Raw genomic sequence first — 20970 nt, forward strand, 5'->3', positions numbered from 1 at the left:
ATGGAGAATATTTCACTGAGCAAACGAATCCGTACATTCGCCAAACCCTACCGAATCAGCTTGATTACCATGTTGTTTTGCGAGCTAATCATGGTGGTCGTGGATCTGATTGGACCGCTTATTTTTGCCATCTTGATCGACGAAGTATTTTATCACCGTAATCTTCATTTCTTCGGCTATGTTATTTTGACTTATATTGCTTTGTATGTAGGTGTAAGGGCTCTAAGTTGGATCATTAAATCCATCTGGATCTATCTGAATGTTAAATTTCTGTTTGATATTCGAAAAAGTTTATTTGATCGTATTCTTCATTTCAAAGCATCTTATTTTCAGAAAGCCCAGACCGGTGATCTGGTCACGCGTCTAACAAGAGACACGGATTCTGTCATGCAGTTAATAGAGTTAATCATTTTTCAGATGGCGGCTCCATTTACGAAGTTGCTGGTTTCGTTTGTTTTTTTATTTTATCTCAATCCGTATATCGCCCTGGCCATGATGGTACTGGTTCCGGTTTCGGTCTGGGTATCACAGTATTTTAATCGTAAGATGACCAAGCAGCAGACCATCTTGCGGGGGAAATACGGCCATTTTGTCAGCTGGATGCTGGAGATGCTTCAAGGCATGAGAGACATTCGTTTGCTCGGGAGTGGCAGAAGGGTCACTACACTGTTCACGGGACAGAGCGCAGACGTTATTCGTCTCGACAATCAGACAGAAGTCATGAAGTGGATGTCTACCCGCTCCAATGCATTTATTTTTTTGTTGTCGGATCTATGTATCTACGCCATTGCGGGTGTGCTTATTGTTCAGGGACAGCTTACGGCAGGAGCCTTTGTTGCCATTATGTCGTATCTGACCAAGAATAATCAATCCATGATGATGATCTACGAGGCGGTTGTGAATCTGCCCAAGCTGACGGTACAGTCCCGCAAAGTCTTTGATCTTCTGGATGAAGAGACGGAGAGGAGCGGTGGTCAATCGGAAGTGGAGATGGAAAATGGAGAGACGTCATTCGAGCAAGTGAGATTTCGGTATGAGGAGCAGGGTCCCTATGTGCTGGACGGTCTTACGTTGGAGATCGGTGCCCATGAATCTGTTGCGCTTGTAGGTAAGAGTGGCTCGGGCAAAACCACGATTGTGAACATGCTGCTCGGTTTCTACGCCCCGGAGGAAGGGCAGATTCGAATTGGCGGCAGGCATATAGATGACTATTCTCTGTCTCGGCTGCGCAAGAATGTAGGAATTGTGCAGCAGGAAGCCATTCTGTTCCATGAAACCATCCGTTACAATCTGATGCTGGGCAGCGCCCATGCGGATGATGATCAATTGCTGGAGGCATGTGATCAGGCCTATATTGGAGACTTTATTCGTTCTCTTCCTCTGGGTCTGGACACCGTTATTGGCGCAGGAGGAATGGAGTTCTCTGGTGGACAAAAGCAGCGTCTGTCTATTGCCCGCATTTTTCTGAAGCAACCCAAATTAATTATATTCGACGAAGCCACTTCCGCTTTGGATTATGAAGCTGAACAAGCGGTTCAGCATTCCTGGCAGCAATTAAGCAAGGATCGGGCTTCAATTGTCATCGCCCATCGCTTATCCTCCATCCTGAATGCTGATCGGGTTGCTGTTGTACATCAGGGACGCATTGTGGCTACAGGCACGCATGGATATCTGCTGGAGCACAGTGAGCACTACCGTGAGTTATTTGCAGAAGATTTCATCCGGAAGGAGGGACTGATGTCGTGACGAAGCCACCGTCCACTTCCCGGTATGCACTCTTTAAACAGATTAAGCCATTTATCAAAAATGCGAACCGTCAAATTTTCATTCTGGGTACACTGAAATTGGCCTTGACTGCTATTGCGCTCATGATCCCTTATCTGTACAAGCTGCTCATTGATCATGTCATGGTTGGACGGGAGCTTAACATGTTGCCCTATATCCTTGCCGGATACCTGGGCTTATTTGCGTTGGAGACCACCGCTCTGGGTTTACAAACGCTGTTCAGTAACCGGTTATTAGGTCGAACCAAGCTCGATTTGCAGCTGAACATGTGGAAAAGATTAGTGCGCATGAAGCCGACTTCATATGAGCGCTATAGTGCGGGAGATTTGAAGAACAGACTGGATGGAGATGTCACACTGGTCAAAGACTTTATCTTTTTGCACTTGATTGATTATACGTTCAAATGGATCAGCGTAGGGGCTTATGTGGTTATTCTGTTATCGCTGAATTGGAAGATGGCTTTGCTGGGTTTTATTATGCTTCCGATTTCCTTTGTTATCAGTTCCCGATTGGGCAAAAAGGCCAAAGTACTGGTCTCTGAATTCCGCCAGACTACCGGAGAATATGAGACATGGATATCGAACAGCTTCAGACACTGGAAGGAAATCAAGGCACTGAACATGCAGCGCAAAGAATCGATCAAGTTTGTGGGATATTGGAAACGTTTCGGCAAAATCAAATTCCGACATCTGGCATATACCTATGCCAATGAGCTGTACTACACCTTTCAGGATGACTTTATTAATAAGATGAATCTTTATTTTATCGGTGGGTTGCTGATTTTTCAGGGAGAATTAACAATCGGGGGACTGCTTGTCTTCCTGACATATTATCAACAGATGATTAACAACATTAATGAAATTAATGCCTCCAATGTTCAACTTCACGATGTGACACCTTCCATTGAACGCATCGTTGAATTGCTGGAACTTCCGGTTGTGGCACAGAGAAAGCTCGGGTTACAGCCAGAGTTCCAAGGGCATCTCGAATTCAAGGATGTGTCCTTTCGTTATCAGGAGAATCAAAGTGATGTCTTGCATGAGATTAATCTGAACATCCAGCCCGGTGATTATACAGCGATTGTAGGCAGAAGTGGTTCGGGAAAGAGCACGTTAATCAAACTTATTCTAGGACAGAACGAAACACAACAGGGAGCTATTCTTATTGACGGACAGCCCATTGGTGACTTGGGATCAGAATACCTGTATCAGCATATTGGGGTTGTTATGCAGGAGAATGCTCTGTTCAGTATGTCCATCCTGGATAATCTCAGACTTGTACGGCCACGGGCTACAGAAGAAGAGATACGAGAGGTTTGCCGCATGGCTATGCTGGATGAATTCATTGAAAGTTTGCCCGAGCAGTATAATACGGTTCTGGGTGAGTCAAGTATTAAGCTGTCCGGAGGCCAGAAGCAACGGTTGGCGCTTGCCAGGGTGCTGTTAACAAGACACCGAATGCTTATTCTGGATGAAGCTACATCTGCACTGGATAATGACTCGGAACGCAAAATAAATGAGGTGATCCGCAGGATCGCACAGGATATGACGGTGCTTGTGATTGCGCATCGTTATTCAGCTATTCAGGATGCCAAGCAAGTCATTGTGCTCGATCAGGGCGAGATTGTTGCTACGGGCACTCATCTGGAACTGGCTGGTCGGCATGAGGTGTATGACACGCTGTTCAAGGAGCAGCGACAAGGTATCGGGTCAGCGGTCACCTGACGTAAATAGAATGATTCTAGGAGGTTAATGACATGACCATCTATTGTCCACTACCTTTGGAAGAGCACTATAACAACAATGGGTTTAGCTATCTTGCTACAAACCAGATTGGGAATTTCACGACCTTTGGTTCCTCATACCCGGGTGATGAACTCCCTGATCAGGAGAACGTCCAATGGCAGGATATTCCGTTTCATTTTCCTCTACCCAGACAGGCATTTAATAATATAGAACTGGATAGCCAGCGGATTCCAGTACCATTGGATCTATATTCGACAGTATATATTCTGGGTGCGGCAGATAATGGTTCATACCATGAATTCATTAGTTTTGAACGAGCTGGAGAGCGAATGGGGAGAGCATCATTGGATCTGACCAACTGGACCGCGACGACTCCACATTATAATGAAAAGATTATGTTTCAGTGTAGTGGGACGTGTACACAAAAGGGGACCTTGCTGACATCCAAACAGCCTATTATTTGGTTTCAGCAGATTACGCTGAAAGAACCCATTTCATTTGACAAGATTCTAATGCCAGACAATCCATGCATGCATATCTTTGCACTGACCTTAGGGAAGGAGTGGAATATATGAATATTCAGCCAAGAGAAGCACATACAGAAGGTGAAGATTGCTTTACCCTATGTGTGAGCAGCATTCTCAACTATAAAGAAATCACGAATTTCCTGGCGGTATGGAAGCAATGCGGGATGATGTACCACGAAGACCCGGAGAGAGGCACCCCGAAACTTGTCCCTACGTATATGACTGTTGAAAATGAGTTTCAACGCATTCATCATATTGATTTGAACATCGTCAGAAAAAATGAACAGACCGAGGTAATAAAGGAAATCATGACGTTACTTCAGCAAAAAGAAGCAGTTATTGTATGGGTTGATGTATTTTACATGCAATATAATTCACTCTATCAATTACTTCATTCGTCGCATTGCATTGTCTTGTCCGACTATGCAGACGGGCAGTTTGAGTTTATCGATGATTTTTATCATTTGAAAGGCAATATGGATGAACAGACGTTACTTGAAGCGCTTGATCTAGGTCAGACGCCTTTAATTCGTGAGGGCACGCGTTATCGATATGCTACATTGGATGTTGGGAATGCCGTCCAGCAGGTGAAAGAAAGAGAGTTCTATAACATGCTTCATCAAAATCATGAAATCATGGATGGGAAATCCGAGCAGCTGATCAAGCAGGTTGAGTGGTACGAACTGGTTAATCCGCAAGTAGGCCTGCCTGCCATTGAAAGGTATATACACTCTACACGTCAGCATATGAAAGATTCATCCGCGTTGACCGAAGAATACCTGGACAATATGTATGGCGACTTGGCGAGCATAAGTAATAACAGATATTTGTATGGCCATTTCCTAAGAGAAGGAATACCGTTTAATCCGGATATTGATCAACTGGTGGAAACGTACGAATATGCTGCGCAACGATGGAATCTTGCTGCTAATATGACATTGAAGAGTCAGTACCTGGATATGGATAGTCGTCATAAGATGTTAAATCGGGTTCTGGGTAAAATCGGAGAAATTATAGGTGTAGAACAAGAGGCTCATGACATGGTCAAACATTTTGTTGCGAGTTAGGATGTCAGTCAGTATATTTTACGCAAAAAGGCCCGTGAAGCGAATATCGCTTAACGGGTCTTTTTTATGACGCGTGCCCAGAGGCACGCATGATCTTGTTGGTGAAAGTCCAACCCAAGGAGGGGTCAAGCCACCTTGGTAGCTAGGATGCTTGCATACGGCGAAATCTGTGTGCAAAAGCGCATCGACAAAAGTACCTGTTAGAAGCAGGGCGAGCAACAAGCCAGGCCGTAACATGAAGTGAATCCTGCCGCGTCGTCAAAAAGGCCCTGCAAAGGGAAAAAGAAGGTGCCGAGTCTCGGTCATATAGATGAAGGCCAAGGAAGCTGTGCAGAACTTGGAACAACAGTGAAGAACCTTCCGGCGTAAAGGGAGCGGCATGGTTTGAAAGATCATATAGTGAACTGGGAAGACCCTTCCCCACACGAATTTTTTTAGGAATCCATAAAGAGATGCTCTATAATTCCAACAGACGAAGTGAAACTTCTGTGGGAAGGGAGTTCATAAGTACCGAAGAACCCAAGGACAACATAACCTTGGGGAGGGAAGGAGCCCTGCTTTGTTCACGTTTCACCAAGAGGTACGAGTTCGTGAATACCAAAATGGCTAACGACAGGCTAGAAAACACTCAACAACTCTCATAGGGGAAACTAGGTCATGAGGCCATAGCAAATATGCTGCAAGCCCATGAAAGACGAACATCGGAAAGCCGTATGAGGGAAAACCTCACGTACGGTTTGATGAGGAGGGGTTGGGTTTTGCCCAGCCTTTTACTCTAGATGGGTTAGATGACACTGTATTTTTTTAAGAGAATTTATGGGAAAAGAAGGGATATATAGTTTTATATTGAATAGATTATATGTATTGTAAACATATAGGATGATGGGAGGATAAGGCTTCATATAAAATTTTAATCTATTATAGAGGAGATGGCGTTCAAATGAAGAAGATTTTAATTAGTTCTATAGTGATTAGTTCGTTGCTTTTGGGATCTGAAGTAGCAAGTATAAGTGCTCAAAACGTGGAAAATGAGGCACAACAATTAAAAGATTTGACTATAATTGAGTCGTCTCAGATATTCGATCAAACTGCACTGAAGTCTGAAAAAGTAACAACCATTCCGATTAGAGGTGTTGACAAAGAAACCGGTGAGATTACTAATAGAGCTGCATATGCACAGTCTTTATTAAAGTTTTTTAACTCTGATCCACAAAAATATGGAGACAGTATAAGAGATATTGATACAATTGTTGAGAATGCAGTCATCACAACATCTCAAAATATTTCTAACACTAAAAATGGGGATATCTCTCCGTCTGCTATTGTTGGGCAAGGCTGGTCCAAGGAACCTGCCATTACTTCTTCAAAAGATTTGATCACTTATAGCACAACTTGGATCACAGAAGATAATTACCGTTCGAGTGTACCCATAACCGCGACGTATACTAAAAAACTTACAACAAGTGTTTCGCTCGGCTTCACGGGTGCTAATGTGATAAAAAATAAAATGGGATTCAATGCTACATTTAGTGCTACGCAAGAGTCGACAATAGCTCAGGGAGCTACAGTACCGGGATGGACAGTTTGGGGGACAAGACCGTATATTAAATGGACTGAGGAAAACTGGACTGGAACATATTATTATATTGATTCTACAGGTGGCATCGTTCAAGTCATTGAAGGACCTGTGTCTGGAATCAACAAAAAATTAAGAACAAAATCTAACGAATATTGGTCTCGAGAAAATAGCAGTAAAAATAGCTCTGCAACAACTCCTGCTCCTCCAACGGGTGCTCCAAGTGCCTAAATTCTAAACCACTGAATGATTTGAAGGGAGATTATTTTATATGAACAAGATTCAAAAAAGAATACTTATTACATATGGAGTTTTACTAATCTTGTTTGGTGTAATTCTCGTCCCATTCAAATTGGTGTATGGTCCTGAACATACGATTTTTGATGTGAAATATGCGCCATTGTGGTCATTAGTAGATCAATCTAATTCAGTGAACGGATTTAACCCGATGTACGAGTTGCAAACTTCACGTCTTGTATATACCATCTTTATTTTAACTTTATTGGGAAGCGTCATTTTATTGCTCACAAGCAATGGTAAATTAAAAGAGTCATAAAAAATAAAACAAAGGAGGCCAATGACAAAGTTGGCTTCCTTTGTTTTATTGGAAATACTTAAACAGCTTGTTTTTCTAATACAATAGTACCGGAATGTAAACGATCCTGAAGAGGATCGTTTACACAAAATTTTTATTTTTCCGTGACTGCATGCTCAGATAAACCTGAGAGAAAATAACGGATGCCAGTGCGACCACGGTCATACCCCAGAAAATATTGGTGTACGCCGAGGAGAGTGGCAAGTTCTGCATCGCCGTTAAGGCTACGCCAGTAACTGCAACGCTGAAAGCACCGCTGAAGAACTGACTGAGTTGGAACAGTCCCATACCTGCGCCCACCTGATCCATGGTCAGGTTACCAGACAATTCATTGGACACGCTGGTGGTCAGGGATGAGAAACCAACGCTGAGCAGGACATACACAGCCATAATAGCGTAGATGTTATTGTCTGCAAATAAGGCGAACAACCCGGCAGCGGCCAGGAGCAACCATGGTGCAAACTTCAGTAATAATGTATTGCCGTGGCGGTCAATCATTCGACCGATTCGATTGGACAGCAGCATGGACACGACTGCGCCCGGGAAGATGACAAGTCCGGATTGAGCAGGGGTCAGTCCATATAGATGCGCCAAAATTTGCGGCAGCAGGAACAGCGTTGAGAAGTTATTGATATACGATACAATCCCCAGCGAGCTGAGCATCATATATTTTTTGTTTTTGAACAAAGCAGGCTGTACAAATGGGTCTGCCGCGCGCCGAATTCGGAGCCAGAACAGAAGCAGTGCCGCTGCACCGATAACAAGCGTGAACCACTGACGTGAAGTCAGGAATAACAATACACCGGTAGTACCGATCGCAAGAAGCACGGCACCGAGCAGGTCGAATGAACCTTTTTGCGGGGTTTCCCGAGGAAGCAGTTTAAAGAATACAGGAATCAAGAATAACGTTAGTCCTGTAACGATAAACAGATCATGCCATCCCAGAAATTGAGTAATACTTCCCCCAATGACGGGACCAAGTCCAAGCCCCAGTGAACTGGCGGACATGATGACAGCCATCGATTTACCCCGGCGATCATTGGGAATGTATCGTGTAATCAGTACAATGGCGAGACCCGGAACAGAAGCAGCACCCGCAGCCTGAATCAGACGTGCAATGAGCAAAATGATGAAATGATTACTGAAGAACCCGAGAACGGATGCTGCACCAAGTAACGTAAGCCCGGTTGTGAATAATGTACGAATGGGTATGAAATCCGATAGACGTGAGAACGTAATCGAGGAAATGGCAAATACAATGGAATACCCTGTAACAATCCATGAGGAAGCGACAGAAGTAAGCATGAATTCGGCTGCAATTTTGGGCAGCGCCAGATTAAACATCATTGTATTCATAACAACGAGTACAACGGTGAAGCCAAGCAAGCTTACAATTAATCCTTCCTGTATTCCCGTCCGTTCCCCTGATGATGCGGTTGCGGTGTTGTTCATAAAAACCTCCTAAAGTGATATGTATTTCGCAACATTTCAGAAACGGTGTGTAACATTTGCAAAATGTAGTATGATGTCAATCCCGTACCTAACAGCAGGGGTTACATAACGAAATCATTAAAGTTCGATTGGTGTCGAACATTAGAAATATATCATGGATCTGTGTTAGAATACAATGCATAGTCTGAAAAAAGGAGACTACCGTATGAAAATTTTACATCATCCACAGGTGTCAGATATTGAACTTTCCTCCGTACTGTATGCGCTGAGTGACCCGACTCGCCTTGGGATTGTTGCGGAAGCAGCTAGAAGCGGGGAGCAGCCGTGCAGCCATTTTCATGCACCTGTTGTGAAGTCAACGATGTCACACCACATTCGAACTCTGCGGGAAGCCGGAGTTATTCGGGTCAGAGTGCAAGGCACCCAGCATTTTCTCACCCTGCGGTCCGATGATTTGGAAATGCGCTTTCCAGGACTCCTGCAACCATTATTGCAGGCCGCAGCTCAGTCGAGCACAGATCTTTCCTAGATGTTGTCCTTTCTTCAGGTCGAAGAGGGGACATTTTTATTTTCTGAAACACCTCTAATACTGCTGCGACATTCTGTGTCGTACCATGCCATATATAATAACGGTGAACACACAAACCATATTGAAAAGAGGTTCACAACCATTGGCAAAAACCAAAAGAGGACGCGTCTTGTGGAGTCTTCCTTCCAGGGGCCGGGGAACATGCCCGGTATGTAGCAGTACCCGAATAAAATTGTTGTATACGCAAACAAAAACAGACGGTACAAGTCTGAAAGTATGCAAGAAATGCTCCAAAGCAGTGCAATCCAGAGTGGATAAGGCACACGTCTGACATATCAGGCCTGTTCTTCGGAACAGGCCATGTCTTTTGATATAATAAGTGAAATAGGATCGGAAAAGATGGGGGGCGGGAAGATGAGTAACATGCATCGGATTCACTGGTTTGATGAACAGATTCGGGGTGGGCGTTTCCCGAATAGCAGCTGGCTTGCCCGTGAATTTGAAATCTCCCGTCGTCAGGCTCAGCGTGATATTGAATATATGGCAAGTTCCCTGCGAGCCCCTTTGGTGTAAATGGCAAAATATCGGGGCTATTGTTATGAGGAAATGCTGCAAGAAAGCGTCCGTGTCATAAAATTCAATCGAATAAATCCGATCGTGGCTTGCCCGAATACGATACCCCTGCCACATCTCCATTTGCTGCACTTCCTTCAAACGAATCTCAGCTACAAACGGTTTACGCACAGGCAATGATTCCTCCCATCCACCTAGCAAGGCGTCTGATCTGTACTCAAATCTCTCATCCGATACCGATACATGAACAATGCCTTCCAATCGAATGGCCACTTGCTGCACGGGGTCTGCTTCATAACCCACCACGTAATCGGCATTAAATTGGGATATCATCTTTAATGGGCACAAGGAAAACTGCTGTTCTCCATCATGATCCCTGTAATGAATATGTACTCTGCGCGAGTCAGTTATGGCATGGGACAATAATTCAAAGAATTGCAGTTGCTTCGGTTGCGCCGAAAACACCGGAAGCTCGCTACTTCCCATCTGTTGTTCCTCCAACGTAAAACGCTCCAGCAAATGTGCTACACGTTTCACCGCGTCTGCTTGATCATAATCGTAATGTCGATATCGATGCGCCAGATATTTCAACACACGCTGCTCTTCTTCTGTCATATACAAATGGGGCAATCGAAAAGTCTGATTATTAGCGAATGGGAAGAGCTTTTGTCTCCTGGGTGGCTTAGACGCAAGCTTCAGCAAAGCGCAGAAGGGTTGATCCACAGGCTTGGAACATAGAGTGAGTCTGTAAACAGGCAACAAACGAGCAGATGTAGAGCAAGCTGTGTTTCTCGTAAGTACATCAGGCAAACCACCATGGAGAGGAGCTTTTTCTTTGGCTGAAGTCGTGTTAAATAACCTCATCATGAAGCGGGAGTCCAAATCATACGTGGATAGTCTGCATGCGATACTAACCCATACGGGCCAGTTTCAAGGTTCCAAATATGTACTTGCCGGATATACAGGCATGGCTTTCAAGCTGGCGGTGCATCGCCGACTACTTCCCATGTCGGTTACAGCGTATGGACAATGGGGGGAAGCACATCGTCCCGGAGTTGATAACCTGGGAATATTTACGATCTGGGATGGGGGACGTACACGTCATTCCACGTTTGGTTATTACCAGCAGGATGCAGTGAATTGGGTGAGACGCAGTATTGATGAAGGCACTGGTGTGATCTACTGGATTCCTGAGTTCGGTGTTATTTCTGGATATGATGACCGTGACCGCATCTTTTATGTGCAAGACGGATGGAGCAAGGAAGCGCAGATTTTGTTGTATGACAATTTCGGTTTAAACTTTACCGGATTTTGGTACTGTCAGGTATTTGGTGATCAGGTCCGCATTTCTGAACAACAGATGCTGCTGGAATCCCTGCGACTGGCGATTGAGGATTGGGACATTCCCTATCGTCTGTTACCTGATCAGAATATTGCTTCAGGTAGAAAGGCATATGAGGTGTGGGTGCTGGCTTTACGGAGTGGGGATTTTGATGAGTCGGGTGCGGGTTATATTTTGGAATCCTTCTGCCATTCGCGAACCGAAATAAGAATGTATCTGCAGGATGTTCGAGGGATATGGAACGAACTGGATCAGGCTTATACATGCTATGAACAGCTTGGGACGTTAATTGACCAAATGAAAGGATATATGGTTCAGCAGGAGAATAGATGTGTCTTGAGACCAGATATCACAGAAGATCTAGCACAGTTACTAGTGAAGGCGAAAGCACTGGAAGAGCAGGCTATTGATTATTTTCGATTGATATCCAGGAAGTATCCTGACCGTAAAAGGTCTACTATACCACGGTGGGGAGCACATTCAGCACGATAGGATGAGAGAGGAAGGGAGTGAAGGATGATGGCGACAAAAGTAGTATTGCAGGACTGGATTCGCTTCCCACAAGCCCCAACCTCTGCTGATGCACACCTATCATGGAATGGTGTGGGTTCGTATACAGATGCGATATACCGCATTTTATTGCACACACAGTGGATGGAGTTCCCGCGCCACATGATTGCAGGTATGACGGCAAGTGCATTCCGATTAGTGGTGGATCGGCGTCTGACCGCAGAATCAATCTCGGCATACAACTGGATGGCAGAGAACTTTGTGGCGGCTGATTTTCTTGGCGTAACAACGGGACAACATGGTGGATTTTCATTTGAACCGACTTTTCCGCTCTATCAGAAGCAGGCCGTGCTGGACATCAAGGCGTCCATTGACCGGGGCGTAGGTGCGATTCTCTGGCATGATCAATTTGTCATTGCTGCCGGATATGATGATGTGGATCAGGTGCTATTCATCTGTGAAAGTAAAGGCAATGAAATCATTCGTCTTTCTTATGATTCATTTGGCAGGAACAGTACGCCATACTGGTACTATCAGGTGCTGGAATCACATGAATCTGTGGATCTATGGGAAGTTTGCAAAGAATCATTAATTCAGGCCGTATACAAATGGGAAACCCACGACTACATGCTGCCGTCCCAGGATTATGCCTGTGGAGCGGCTGCTTATACGGTTATGGCTGCTACTTTGCAGGCTGGAGCATATGATACAGAACAAGCGGCGACTGTACTGCGCTATTATGCCAGATCAAGACTGGACATTGCCTCTTATGTTGCAGGGCTGGCGTATCTATCAGATCGGATGGTTCATGTCATGCATGAGTATGCATTGCTCGCAGAACTGTATTCGGAGATTGTTGATGTAGTTAATGATTCAATCTCATGGAATACGAAGGAACCGAAATGTATGCAAAACGTGATTGAGCTTATCCGAGAGGCAGGAGTGACCGAACAACGTGCCATTGATGCCATTAAACGTGCCTTTCCAGAGACGATACACAATCGCTTTGATGACGTAGGTTTAAGATGAATGAAGCATGATAGCTAACATATTGAAAAGCTCAGCTGAATAAAACCGGAGAGGCGACAGCCGATCCGGTTTATTTGATTTGAACAGATGTGTAACATCAGTTCATGTGAACCACGCCATAATAAATTTTACAAGAAAAAATAACCAAAATTTTAATTTTGGGGTAATCCAAACCCCCTATTGTTCCGAATATTATATTAGATGGTCTTTTTTGGATGATGATATTCAAGGATAACAGGGGGCGGGAGTATGGTACATAATCCGGAAACCATTCAGGAATGTATCGAACATGCACGGCAAAGGCTCTACCAGATTGCTGATCAATATGCGGAACTGTGGCATCCGGAGGTTATTCGCCAATCCATGGTGCTGGATGAATTAATTAATGAATATAACAACGCTATTCGCGGCAGAAAAATCTCAAAACAACTGAAATAATGAGCTTATAGAGAGCACTTATACAACGAAGAAGAATCCCATGACGGGATTCCGTGTGTTTGCCTTACTCTTTTACCGCCCCGAGCACAATTCCCTTTACGAAGAAACGCTGCAAGAACGGATACACAAGCAGAATCGGCAGAGCGCCAATAAAGATCTGAGCCGCATTCACCGTACGCTGAGACATGTTCTGGAGCTGTGTGGCATCCACGTTCATGTTGGAGAAATCCTGCTGTACGATGATGGTCTGCATTAACGTGGCGAGTGGATATTTGGATGCATCATTCATATAGATCAGCCCGTCGAACCAGGAATTCCACTGACCTACCATGGTGAATAAAGAGATCGTCGCAATCGCGGGCATGGAGACTGGCAGATAGATTTTGAACAGGGTCGTGATATGATTGGCCCCGTCGATGAATGCAGCTTCTTCCAGTTCTTTCGGTACGTTGCGGAAAAAGTTCATCATCAGAATCAGGTTCCAAACAGCGACCGCTCCTGGCAAAATGAGAGCCCACATCGTATTAATCAGACCAAGCTTCTGGATTAAAATATAGGACGGAATCAATCCCCCGCTAAACAGCATCGTGAAGATGAAAAACCACGCATATAATGACCGCCCCTTGAAATGCAGACTCTCCTTGGATAACGGATAAGCCGTCAGAAAGACAAGTGTCATACTGAGCAGTGTGCCCAGAACCGTACGCTGGACTGAGATCCAGAGTGCACTGAGAAAGTTACTGTTACCAAATGTTTTGGTGTACGCGTCCACCGTAAAATCAATGGGCCAAAGTGTTACCAGATTGGCGGATGCTGCCGCTTTGCCACTGAAGGAAACGGCCAGAATATGGACCAGCGGCAGGATGCACAGGATCGAAACGGCCGCGATGAATATCAGGTTGAAACCATTGAATATACGGTACCCGGTTGTTTTGTGATACACCTTGATTCCCCCTTAATGCATTATGCTAACCCTTTTAGAAAATACGATAATTGGCGATTTTGTACGCCATTCGGTACGCGGATATGACCAGGAACATCGCGACAAATGATTTGAATAGTCCAACGGCGGTCGCAAAACTCATTTTGCCATTCAGAATCCCCATCCGGTAGACAAAGGTATCAATAATATCGCCTTTCTCATACACCAGCGGATTGTACAGGTTAAAGATCTGGTCAAAACCTGCATTCAGGATATTGCCCAGCGATAACGTACCTACCACGATAATCATCGGCACAAGTGCAGGCAGGGTAATATGTAATGTCTGTCTGAGCCGCGTTGCTCCATCTACCTCAGAAGCCTCATACAATGCGGGATTAATGCCTGCAAGTGCTGCCAGAAATACAATCGTGCCGAATCCGAATTCCTTCCATACATCACTGACCACCACCGTTACACGGAACCAGTCGCCATCCCCCAGAAAGAAAATCGGTTCAACACCAGCCGCCGCCAGCACCTGGTTTACCAGACCACCTTCCGGTGATAACATATCGAGCAGAATGCCGCCCAGGACTACCCAGGACAGGAAATGGGGCAGATACACCAAGGTCTGTGAGAAACGTTTGAACGTGGAGTTCCGAACCTCATTCAGTAAAATGGCAAATACAACAGGGGCGATAAGTCCGGCCACAATTTTCATTGAAGCGATCAGTACCGTGTTCCAGATGACCTGAACGCTGTCGGGATATTCGAACATGAACCGGAAGTTGTCCCAGCCCACCCATTTGGAGCCAGTGAACCCCAGCCAGGGTTTGAAATCTTGAAAAGCAATAATAATGCCGCCCATGGGCACATAGGCAAACAGTAAGGTGAGCAGTACAGCAGGCAGCAGCATCAGATGCAGCGGCCACGTGCGTTTGAAATTCCAGCGGGTACGTTTGCGTGGATGGAGTGTCATTTTTCGTACCGGCGTATGGGTTGTTAACGGTTGTTCGATAGCCATCAGGGTCCCTCCTTTATCTCGTCCAACCCTGGAAACATGAGGCGAGAAAGCCTCTGCACAGAGTGGAGCAACTGAATTATAGCAATGGAAAAGGGCGGACTATAGAACAACATTTCAATGCGGATGTTGAAATATTAACTTGTTGATGGAAACAGGGGATTACGAGTTGCAGGAAAGCAGGCGAATATAAATTCAACTAGATATGTAAGGGTTTTCAATATAAAATAGGACTTCGATGTAGAACGACTTCAAATCAGGGACAGGGTGAAACGATGAAATTCACAGTATTTGCGAAGACGGTCATTCTCTTGATCTGCCTGCTCGTACCGATTCTGCTGCTCTATACGTACGCGAACCAGGCAAATGTCGATATGGTCGTTGAAGAGAAACAGCAATCGAGTCTGAATCAGTTCAATTATTTCAGTTCCCAGGTGGATAAAAATATCGAGCAGCTCTCGCTGTATGGCCTGACATTGCTGCGAGATCCGAGTATTCTGCATTACCGTTACATGACGGACTCAACCAGCCAATATGAGAAAAACAGCATCTATCTGGATATTCTCGACAAATTATCGTTGTACCAGTCCACCAGCCGTTGGAAGAACGATATTACCATTGTGCTGCCGCAAGCGGAACTTGTATTATCCACTATGTCCAGCCGGACGGTCTACGATGAGAAGATGTTGACGTTCCCGCAACCTGGCCAATGGCAGCTGGAGAAGGGGAGTTTCACCTACTTTTTCACGGACAACTACGAGTGGAATGAAAAACCGGTGAACACAGGCGTGCGAACGGTGATGGAGATTAATTTTGACCCGATGAACGTGGTTGCCATGCTGGATGATTTCAAAGAAACGCAGGGTGGAGATCCCTTCTTGCTCGTACCAGGTCATGATCCCTTGCTGAACCGTACGGCAGATCCCGAACTGGTTGAAGCGATCATGCGTGATATCCCCTTTAACGGACCGGAGAGGGAAGGCAATCATCAGCTGGAGGTAGGTGACAAGCAATATCTGGTCAGTTACGTGCACTCCAAACAACTGCAAGCAGTGTACGTGAACCCGGTGGTATTGGATGATCTGCTGAACCCGATGGATAAGAGCCGAAATATGTTTATTACCTCCATTCTGTTATTGCTCGTGCTGAGTATCGGGGCTGCACTACTTTTGTATCGAAAAGTTCAGGTGCCCATCCATCGCTTGATGAGAGGGCTGCAACAGATTCGCAAAGGCCAGTTGTCCACGCGGATTCCAGTCGATCACTCCCGTGATGAATTCGCGTACCTGACCCAGAGCTTCAACCATATGGCGGAGCAGATTCAGGAATTGATCGAGAAAGTATATGAGGAACGTATCCGGTCACGGGAAGCAACACTGAAACATCTGCAATCACAGATCAATCCGCATTTCCTGTACAACTGCCTGTTTTATATCAAAAATATGACCCAGCTCGGCAACCGGGAAGCGGTGATTGCCATGTCGCTAAGCCTGGGAGACTACTATCGCTACATTACGCGGGGCGAGAATGATATGACGACAGTGGAGGAAGAGATCCGGCTGCTGGACCATTACTTGTCCATTCAACAGATGCGGACCAACCGGCTGACCTACGAAATCGCCGTACCGCAGCAACTGATGCAGCTTCACATTCCGCGGCTGCTCATTCAACCAATCGTAGAGAATGCGGTGATCCACGGCATTGAGCCGATGGAAGGCAGTGGGCATGTCGTCGTAACGGGGATGGCGGTACCCGAACATATTGAGGGACGAAAATATACAAGATACAGCCTGTTTGTTGACAATGATGGTGTCACGCTGACAGCGGAAGAGATTGCGGAACTGGAACGGGAGATCAATGAACCGATGGGCGAGGAGATTGGAACAGGCACGTGGAATGTACACCAGCGTCTCGTTACGCGTTATGGGCTGTCGTCTGGTCTTCATTTTGGAGCGATTCCCTACGGTGGACTTAGTGTAGAAATTCGATGGTTTGAGGAGGAACAACCACATGATGAATCTGATGGTCGTGGATGATGAACATTCCGCAGTAGAGTCGATCGCCGTCTCCATACCGTGGAGAGAACACGGGATTGGTCAGGTATTCAAAGCTTATTCAGTCAAAGAGGCACTGGAACATATGGCAACACATCAGGTCCATATTATTATCACGGATATCCGCATGCCGGGTCTGTCCGGTCTGGATCTGGTCAGTCACATTCGGCAAAAGTGGGAACAGACCAAATGTATTATTTTATCGGGGCATGCTTCCTTCGATTATGCGAAGCAGGCGCTCAAACATGGGACAGTCAGTTATCTGCTCAAACCGGTCCGGGATGAGGAACTGATCGAATCCGTGCAGCAGGCCGCCGTGCAGATTCGCCTGGAAGGTGAGAAACAAATGCTGCATCAGCGGGCCATGTATTCGGTAAGGGAGCATCTGCCCGAGAAGCGGGCGGAGCTGATGAAGGATATACTGTTAGGGCATAAATTTGCGGATGCTGAACTCGAAGGCAAGCTGAGGCAATTGGAGATCGGGTTCCGGCCACAGGATAAAATGCAACTGCTGCTCATCCGGTATGATGACCATCAACCCACACATAGAGCATTTCGACTGATGAAGTACGCCATCTCCAATGTGGTGGAAGAGATCTACGGCAGTACCTATCATCTCTGCCATACGGATGACGCCTATGATGATCTGGTCTTTATGGCCAGTCCGAAACAAACCCAAGCCGAACCGGAAATGCTAATGGGCCGACTTGGAGAACGGTTGCTTCACAGTGTGAGGCAGTATCTGAATGCGACCATTTCCCTGTCCGTTAGTCGTATGGGACGTTTTCCAGATCAGGTGCCTCAGTTATATCATCAAGCCGTCAGTGCACTTCGCAAGCAAGCCGATGCGGGCAAAGGATTACATCTGAATCCGGCAGCGGGAACCAATGGAGCTACGTTGAAGTCACTTGCGGCGCTGTATGAACCGCCAGGTCTGACGGCGCTGCTGGAAGCGGGGCGCATGGAGGATGCACACCGCAAGATTGATCAGATCTTTGCTGAACTGTCGAACAGTGTGTTCCCGGAACATGTATATGTGGCTTTTCATTATCTGGCGGCGGCCTTCTCCTATATGGCTCATCGGGAAGGAAGGCAGTTAGCCGAAGTGCTTGGCGAGCAGTACCAGCAGTTGCTCAAGGATGGTTATGGCATCTCACTGCGTGGTCTGGAAACGTGGACTCGGTCTGTGATGCAGCAGTGGGCTGAGAGCACTAGCGATGCGGGTCAGGATGCCGGATCAACGCTGATTCGGCAGGTGCAGCAATGGATTGATCATCATCTGGGCGAGGATCTGTCGTTGCAGGTCATTGCCGGAGAGGTGCATCTGCACCCGGTATATCTGTCGAAAATGTACAAACAATCCACAGGCGAAGGCATTAGTGATTACATTATCCGTTCCAGAATGGAACGTGCGGTTCATTTGCTTAAGCATACGGCGATGAAGATCTATGAAGTCGGTCAGGAAGTGGGGTACAACAACACGCCTTATTTCATTCAGGTGTTCCGCAAACATTATGGACTGACCCCGCAGGATTTTCGGAACGGTTAACAAATCGATATGAACATTGAAATTGTGATATATGTTTGCCTCCCCGGCTGCACTATCCTTTTCATGTAAGGTGCATTTGGCACATAAGGGTATCCAAGTTACCTGAGGAGGGGTTAGTTCATGTATAGAAAAATGATGACGGCATTACTCGCAATAACGATGGTTGCTGTAACGGCATGTAGTTCGGGGGCCAAGGAAGAACCGGCCAAGGAAGCTGCTGCACCACTTGCTCTGCAAGACGGGAAGTATGAACCTGCGGTACAGATGAGTTATCTGCGGGCCTGGAATGATGATACGAAATTCAAGAATGGGGAAACGGCACAGAACAATGTGCATACGAAATGGGCCAAGGAACGACTTGGCATCGATCTGACCACACCGTGGGCCGTATCGGTGACCAATGATGCATTTTATACGAAATTGCGCTTGTCTCTGTCCGCTAACGAAGAATTGCCGGATATCGTCTCCATTCGGGGAGACTACAATCTGGTACGGGAATTAATTGAGTCAGGCAAATTTGCGAATGCTGGCGAGTTGTTTGACAAGTATGCTTCGGACACCTGGAAACAGGCATCCGAATCGGCACCGGAAGAATGGTATCCATACATGTATGAGGGCGAGCGTTATGGCATTCCAATCTTCGATTATGCCTACAATGGTGATTCGGTCATGTTCATCCGTGAAGACTGGCTGAAGAAGCTGGGACTGGAAGAACCCAAAACCATGGATGAGCTGGTTACGGTCATGGATGCTTTTACGAATCAGGACCCGGATGGGAACGGCAAGAACGATACGTATGGTCTGACCGTGGGCATGAAGAATGCGCTCAATACGTGGATGACGGAATCCGGCTGGATCTTCGGCATGTACAACACGATGCCTGGACAGTGGAATGATGCTGGAGACGGCACATTGCAATATGGCTCCATTCAGCCAGGTGTGAAGGAAGGCCTGGCAACGATGAAAGATTGGTTGTCCAAAGGTTACCTGCCCAAAGAAGCAGGTGTCTATGACGAGATCAAGGCAGCAGAGCTGTTCACCGCAGGTAAAGCAGGCATTATCGTGGGGCCACACTGGATGCCAAACTGGCCGATTGATGATGTGAAGAAAAATGTGGATGGTGCCACGTACAAAGCCATTGCATTACCTACTGGGCCAACAGGTGAAAGCCACCAACATGGATCTGGTGCAAGCAACGGGGTGGTGCTGATTAACAAGGACATGGCGAACCCGGAGATATTCTTCACATATCAGAATTATCTGTTCGACAACTTTGCCAACCCGGAAGTGGGCAGCGAGTTCGAACATGGCTTTGCGCAAGGATACGACTATGACATCGTGGACGGCAAAGTGGTTGGTGAAGCCGAAGTGAAGGACGGCGTATCACCACTCAAATATACGATTACGTATGATGGTGCACGGATTCCGAATCTGATGATGGATACGCTGGCGGAACTTGCGAAGGGCAAGGAACCGGAGACGCCTTTTGAGAAAAATACGAAGATTGCCAACAAACCTGAAGTATTTGCAGCCGCTGAAGTCGTCGTAGCGAATAAAGATAATGCGATCAAGAATAAGTTCACCGGGGCACCGACGGAGACGATGAAAATGAAGAAGGATGCGATCGACAAGCTGGAGAAGGATACGTTTAGCAAGATCATCTATGGTCAAGTAGGCATTGAGGAATTCGATGCGTTTGTGACAAAGTGGAAATCCATGGGCGGCGATGATATTACCGCCGAAGTGAACGAGTGGTATAAGACAGTCAATTAAACAACAAAAGCAGGGTAGGACGATGAATTCATCGGATCTACCCTGCTTTTGGTATGTCTCAGACCGATGATGACTCGCACCGGACAAAGGTAACGTTTTTTCCTAGAATCACATGATCCACCTTCCATCCGGCATTTAACCAGGATAGTGCCTGTGTATGGTTCATGGAATTATTCACCCACCATTGCTCGCGATTATAGGCTGTCGGGGGTAATTTAAATCCGAGAATTTCCTCAAGCTCTGCATATGTAAGGGTGATTGAAACCTGATTCAAATAGTTTTCCAAAGGGAAGTATTTGCTATAGCTCATTTAGTCAGACCTCCTGAAAAGGAATACAATGATTATACAATGTGGGGGTGATGATAGCGAGGGCATACCGAGAGCCTACATAGATGTGAAAGGTATCCGTAGATCTCTTTGACTAGGGCGTGTCTTAAATACCACTTATGGGCATCTTTCACCACCTTATCTCCCCCTGCTGCCTT

18 protein-coding genes and 1 pseudogene are annotated in these 20970 nt (G+C 46.1%); 14 read left to right on the plus strand and 5 right to left on the minus strand.

Annotated elements, in window-relative coordinates:
• The 6 genes from MKY73_RS02730 to MKY73_RS02755 all read left to right on the plus strand — a co-directional run bounded on the left by MKY73_RS02730 (nucleotide 1) and on the right by MKY73_RS02755 (nucleotide 7256).
• Entirely contained in the window at nucleotides 1-1746 is a 1746-nt protein-coding gene (locus tag MKY73_RS02730) for an ABC transporter ATP-binding protein (protein WP_339305533.1), read from the plus strand.
• On the plus strand, nucleotides 1743-3509 hold the full coding sequence (locus MKY73_RS02735; RefSeq protein WP_339305534.1) for an ABC transporter ATP-binding protein: 1767 nt from the start codon (nucleotides 1743-1745) through the stop codon (nucleotides 3507-3509). Before MKY73_RS02730 ends, MKY73_RS02735 begins: the two co-directional genes overlap by 4 nt.
• 32 nt (nucleotides 3510-3541) lie before the next feature.
• On the plus strand, nucleotides 3542-4105 hold the full coding sequence (locus tag MKY73_RS02740; protein ID WP_339305535.1) for a hypothetical protein: 564 nt from the start codon (nucleotides 3542-3544) through the stop codon (nucleotides 4103-4105).
• On the plus strand, nucleotides 4102-5124 hold the full coding sequence (locus tag MKY73_RS02745) for a BtrH N-terminal domain-containing protein (protein WP_339305536.1): 1023 nt from the start codon (nucleotides 4102-4104) through the stop codon (nucleotides 5122-5124). Before MKY73_RS02740 ends, MKY73_RS02745 begins: the two co-directional genes overlap by 4 nt.
• A 940-nt stretch (nucleotides 5125-6064) precedes the next feature.
• The gene (locus tag MKY73_RS02750; RefSeq protein ID WP_339305537.1) at nucleotides 6065-6931 is read left to right on the plus strand and encodes a hypothetical protein; all 867 of its coding nucleotides are present in this window, start codon (nucleotides 6065-6067) and stop codon (nucleotides 6929-6931) included.
• A gap of 40 nt (nucleotides 6932-6971) precedes the next feature.
• On the plus strand, nucleotides 6972-7256 hold the full coding sequence (locus MKY73_RS02755; RefSeq protein ID WP_339305539.1) for a hypothetical protein: 285 nt from the start codon (nucleotides 6972-6974) through the stop codon (nucleotides 7254-7256).
• 120 nt (nucleotides 7257-7376) lie between these two features.
• Here the strand turns inward: MKY73_RS02755 and MKY73_RS02760 are convergent, their stop codons facing one another.
• Nucleotides 7377-8747, minus strand: coding sequence for an MFS transporter (locus tag MKY73_RS02760; protein WP_339305541.1), 1371 nt, complete (start codon nucleotides 8745-8747; stop codon nucleotides 7377-7379).
• Nucleotides 8748-8952: 205 nt separating this feature from the next.
• Here MKY73_RS02760 and MKY73_RS02765 point away from each other — a divergent pair, with 205 nt between their 5' ends.
• On the plus strand, nucleotides 8953-9276 hold the full coding sequence (locus MKY73_RS02765) for a helix-turn-helix transcriptional regulator (RefSeq protein ID WP_339237907.1): 324 nt from the start codon (nucleotides 8953-8955) through the stop codon (nucleotides 9274-9276).
• 142 nt (nucleotides 9277-9418) lie between these two features.
• Nucleotides 9419-9607, plus strand: a complete 189-nt coding sequence (locus MKY73_RS02770) for a hypothetical protein (protein ID WP_076253532.1) — start codon at nucleotides 9419-9421, stop codon at nucleotides 9605-9607.
• Between the two features lie 290 nt (nucleotides 9608-9897).
• Here the strand turns inward: MKY73_RS02770 and MKY73_RS02775 are convergent.
• Nucleotides 9898-10716: pseudogene (locus MKY73_RS02775) on the minus strand (WYL domain-containing protein); the annotation flags it as partial.
• Between MKY73_RS02775 and MKY73_RS02780 the strand changes: the two are divergent.
• The 3 genes from MKY73_RS02780 to MKY73_RS02790 all read left to right on the plus strand — a co-directional run bounded on the left by MKY73_RS02780 (nucleotide 10685) and on the right by MKY73_RS02790 (nucleotide 13168).
• Nucleotides 10685-11683, plus strand: coding sequence for a hypothetical protein (locus MKY73_RS02780; protein ID WP_339305543.1), 999 nt, complete (start codon nucleotides 10685-10687; stop codon nucleotides 11681-11683). The pseudogene MKY73_RS02775 and the gene MKY73_RS02780 overlap by 32 nt on opposite strands.
• 24 nt (nucleotides 11684-11707) lie before the next feature.
• Complete coding sequence (locus tag MKY73_RS02785) at nucleotides 11708-12730, plus strand: hypothetical protein (protein WP_339305544.1); 1023 nt, start codon at nucleotides 11708-11710, stop codon at nucleotides 12728-12730.
• A gap of 249 nt (nucleotides 12731-12979) precedes the next feature.
• Nucleotides 12980-13168, plus strand: coding sequence for an aspartyl-phosphate phosphatase Spo0E family protein (locus MKY73_RS02790; protein WP_339257504.1), 189 nt, complete (start codon nucleotides 12980-12982; stop codon nucleotides 13166-13168).
• Between the two features lie 64 nt (nucleotides 13169-13232).
• Here MKY73_RS02790 and MKY73_RS02795 read toward each other — a convergent pair whose 3' ends face one another.
• Entirely contained in the window at nucleotides 13233-14111 is an 879-nt protein-coding gene (locus MKY73_RS02795; protein ID WP_017692164.1) for a carbohydrate ABC transporter permease, read from the minus strand.
• Nucleotides 14112-14145: 34 nt separating this feature from the next.
• On the minus strand, nucleotides 14146-15066 hold the full coding sequence (locus MKY73_RS02800; RefSeq protein WP_339308466.1) for an ABC transporter permease subunit: 921 nt from the start codon (nucleotides 15064-15066) through the stop codon (nucleotides 14146-14148).
• A gap of 317 nt (nucleotides 15067-15383) precedes the next feature.
• On the opposite strand from MKY73_RS02800, the gene MKY73_RS02805 reads away from it, so the two are divergent.
• The 3 genes from MKY73_RS02805 to MKY73_RS02815 all read left to right on the plus strand — a co-directional run bounded on the left by MKY73_RS02805 (nucleotide 15384) and on the right by MKY73_RS02815 (nucleotide 20484).
• Nucleotides 15384-17144 (plus strand): histidine kinase, encoded by a 1761-nt coding sequence (locus MKY73_RS02805; protein WP_339305546.1) that lies wholly within the window; start codon nucleotides 15384-15386, stop codon nucleotides 17142-17144.
• The gene (locus tag MKY73_RS02810; RefSeq protein ID WP_339305548.1) at nucleotides 17119-18711 is read left to right on the plus strand and encodes a response regulator; all 1593 of its coding nucleotides are present in this window, start codon (nucleotides 17119-17121) and stop codon (nucleotides 18709-18711) included. The genes MKY73_RS02805 and MKY73_RS02810 overlap by 26 nt, the downstream gene beginning before the upstream one ends.
• Before the next feature lie 120 nt (nucleotides 18712-18831).
• Nucleotides 18832-20484 (plus strand): extracellular solute-binding protein, encoded by a 1653-nt coding sequence (locus MKY73_RS02815; RefSeq protein ID WP_339305550.1) that lies wholly within the window; start codon nucleotides 18832-18834, stop codon nucleotides 20482-20484.
• A 58-nt stretch (nucleotides 20485-20542) separates the two neighbouring features.
• On the opposite strand, the gene MKY73_RS02820 is transcribed toward MKY73_RS02815, so the two are convergent.
• Entirely contained in the window at nucleotides 20543-20794 is a 252-nt protein-coding gene (locus MKY73_RS02820; RefSeq protein WP_339305552.1) for a hypothetical protein, read from the minus strand.
• Between the last annotated feature and the right edge of the window lie 176 nt (nucleotides 20795-20970).

The sequence above is a fragment of the Paenibacillus sp. FSL R5-0519 genome (genome assembly GCF_037974275.1).
Taxonomy (GTDB): Bacteria; Bacillota; Bacilli; order Paenibacillales; family Paenibacillaceae; genus Paenibacillus.

Excerpts from the sequence above, each read along its gene's own strand:
- MKY73_RS02740 (WP_339305535.1), top strand. The coding sequence starts at position 3,542 with ATGACCATCTATTGTCCACTACCTTTGGAAGAGCACTATAACAACAAT.
- MKY73_RS02810 (WP_339305548.1), top strand. The coding sequence starts at position 17,119 with ATGATGAATCTGATGGTCGTGGATGATGAACATTCCGCAGTAGAGTCG.
- MKY73_RS02790 (WP_339257504.1), top strand. The coding sequence starts at position 12,980 with ATGGTACATAATCCGGAAACCATTCAGGAATGTATCGAACATGCACGG.
- MKY73_RS02750 (WP_339305537.1), top strand. The coding sequence starts at position 6,065 with ATGAAGAAGATTTTAATTAGTTCTATAGTGATTAGTTCGTTGCTTTTG.
- MKY73_RS02730 (WP_339305533.1), top strand. The coding sequence starts at position 1 with ATGGAGAATATTTCACTGAGCAAACGAATCCGTACATTCGCCAAACCC.
- MKY73_RS02755 (WP_339305539.1), top strand. The coding sequence starts at position 6,972 with ATGAACAAGATTCAAAAAAGAATACTTATTACATATGGAGTTTTACTA.
- MKY73_RS02815 (WP_339305550.1), top strand. The coding sequence starts at position 18,832 with ATGTATAGAAAAATGATGACGGCATTACTCGCAATAACGATGGTTGCT.
- MKY73_RS02760 (WP_339305541.1), bottom strand. The coding sequence starts at position 8,747 with ATGAACAACACCGCAACCGCATCATCAGGGGAACGGACGGGAATACAG.
- MKY73_RS02820 (WP_339305552.1), bottom strand. The coding sequence starts at position 20,794 with ATGAGCTATAGCAAATACTTCCCTTTGGAAAACTATTTGAATCAGGTT.
- MKY73_RS02785 (WP_339305544.1), top strand. The coding sequence starts at position 11,708 with ATGATGGCGACAAAAGTAGTATTGCAGGACTGGATTCGCTTCCCACAA.
- MKY73_RS02765 (WP_339237907.1), top strand. The coding sequence starts at position 8,953 with ATGAAAATTTTACATCATCCACAGGTGTCAGATATTGAACTTTCCTCC.
- MKY73_RS02745 (WP_339305536.1), top strand. The coding sequence starts at position 4,102 with ATGAATATTCAGCCAAGAGAAGCACATACAGAAGGTGAAGATTGCTTT.
- MKY73_RS02805 (WP_339305546.1), top strand. The coding sequence starts at position 15,384 with ATGAAATTCACAGTATTTGCGAAGACGGTCATTCTCTTGATCTGCCTG.
- MKY73_RS02800 (WP_339308466.1), bottom strand. The coding sequence starts at position 15,066 with ATGACACTCCATCCACGCAAACGTACCCGCTGGAATTTCAAACGCACG.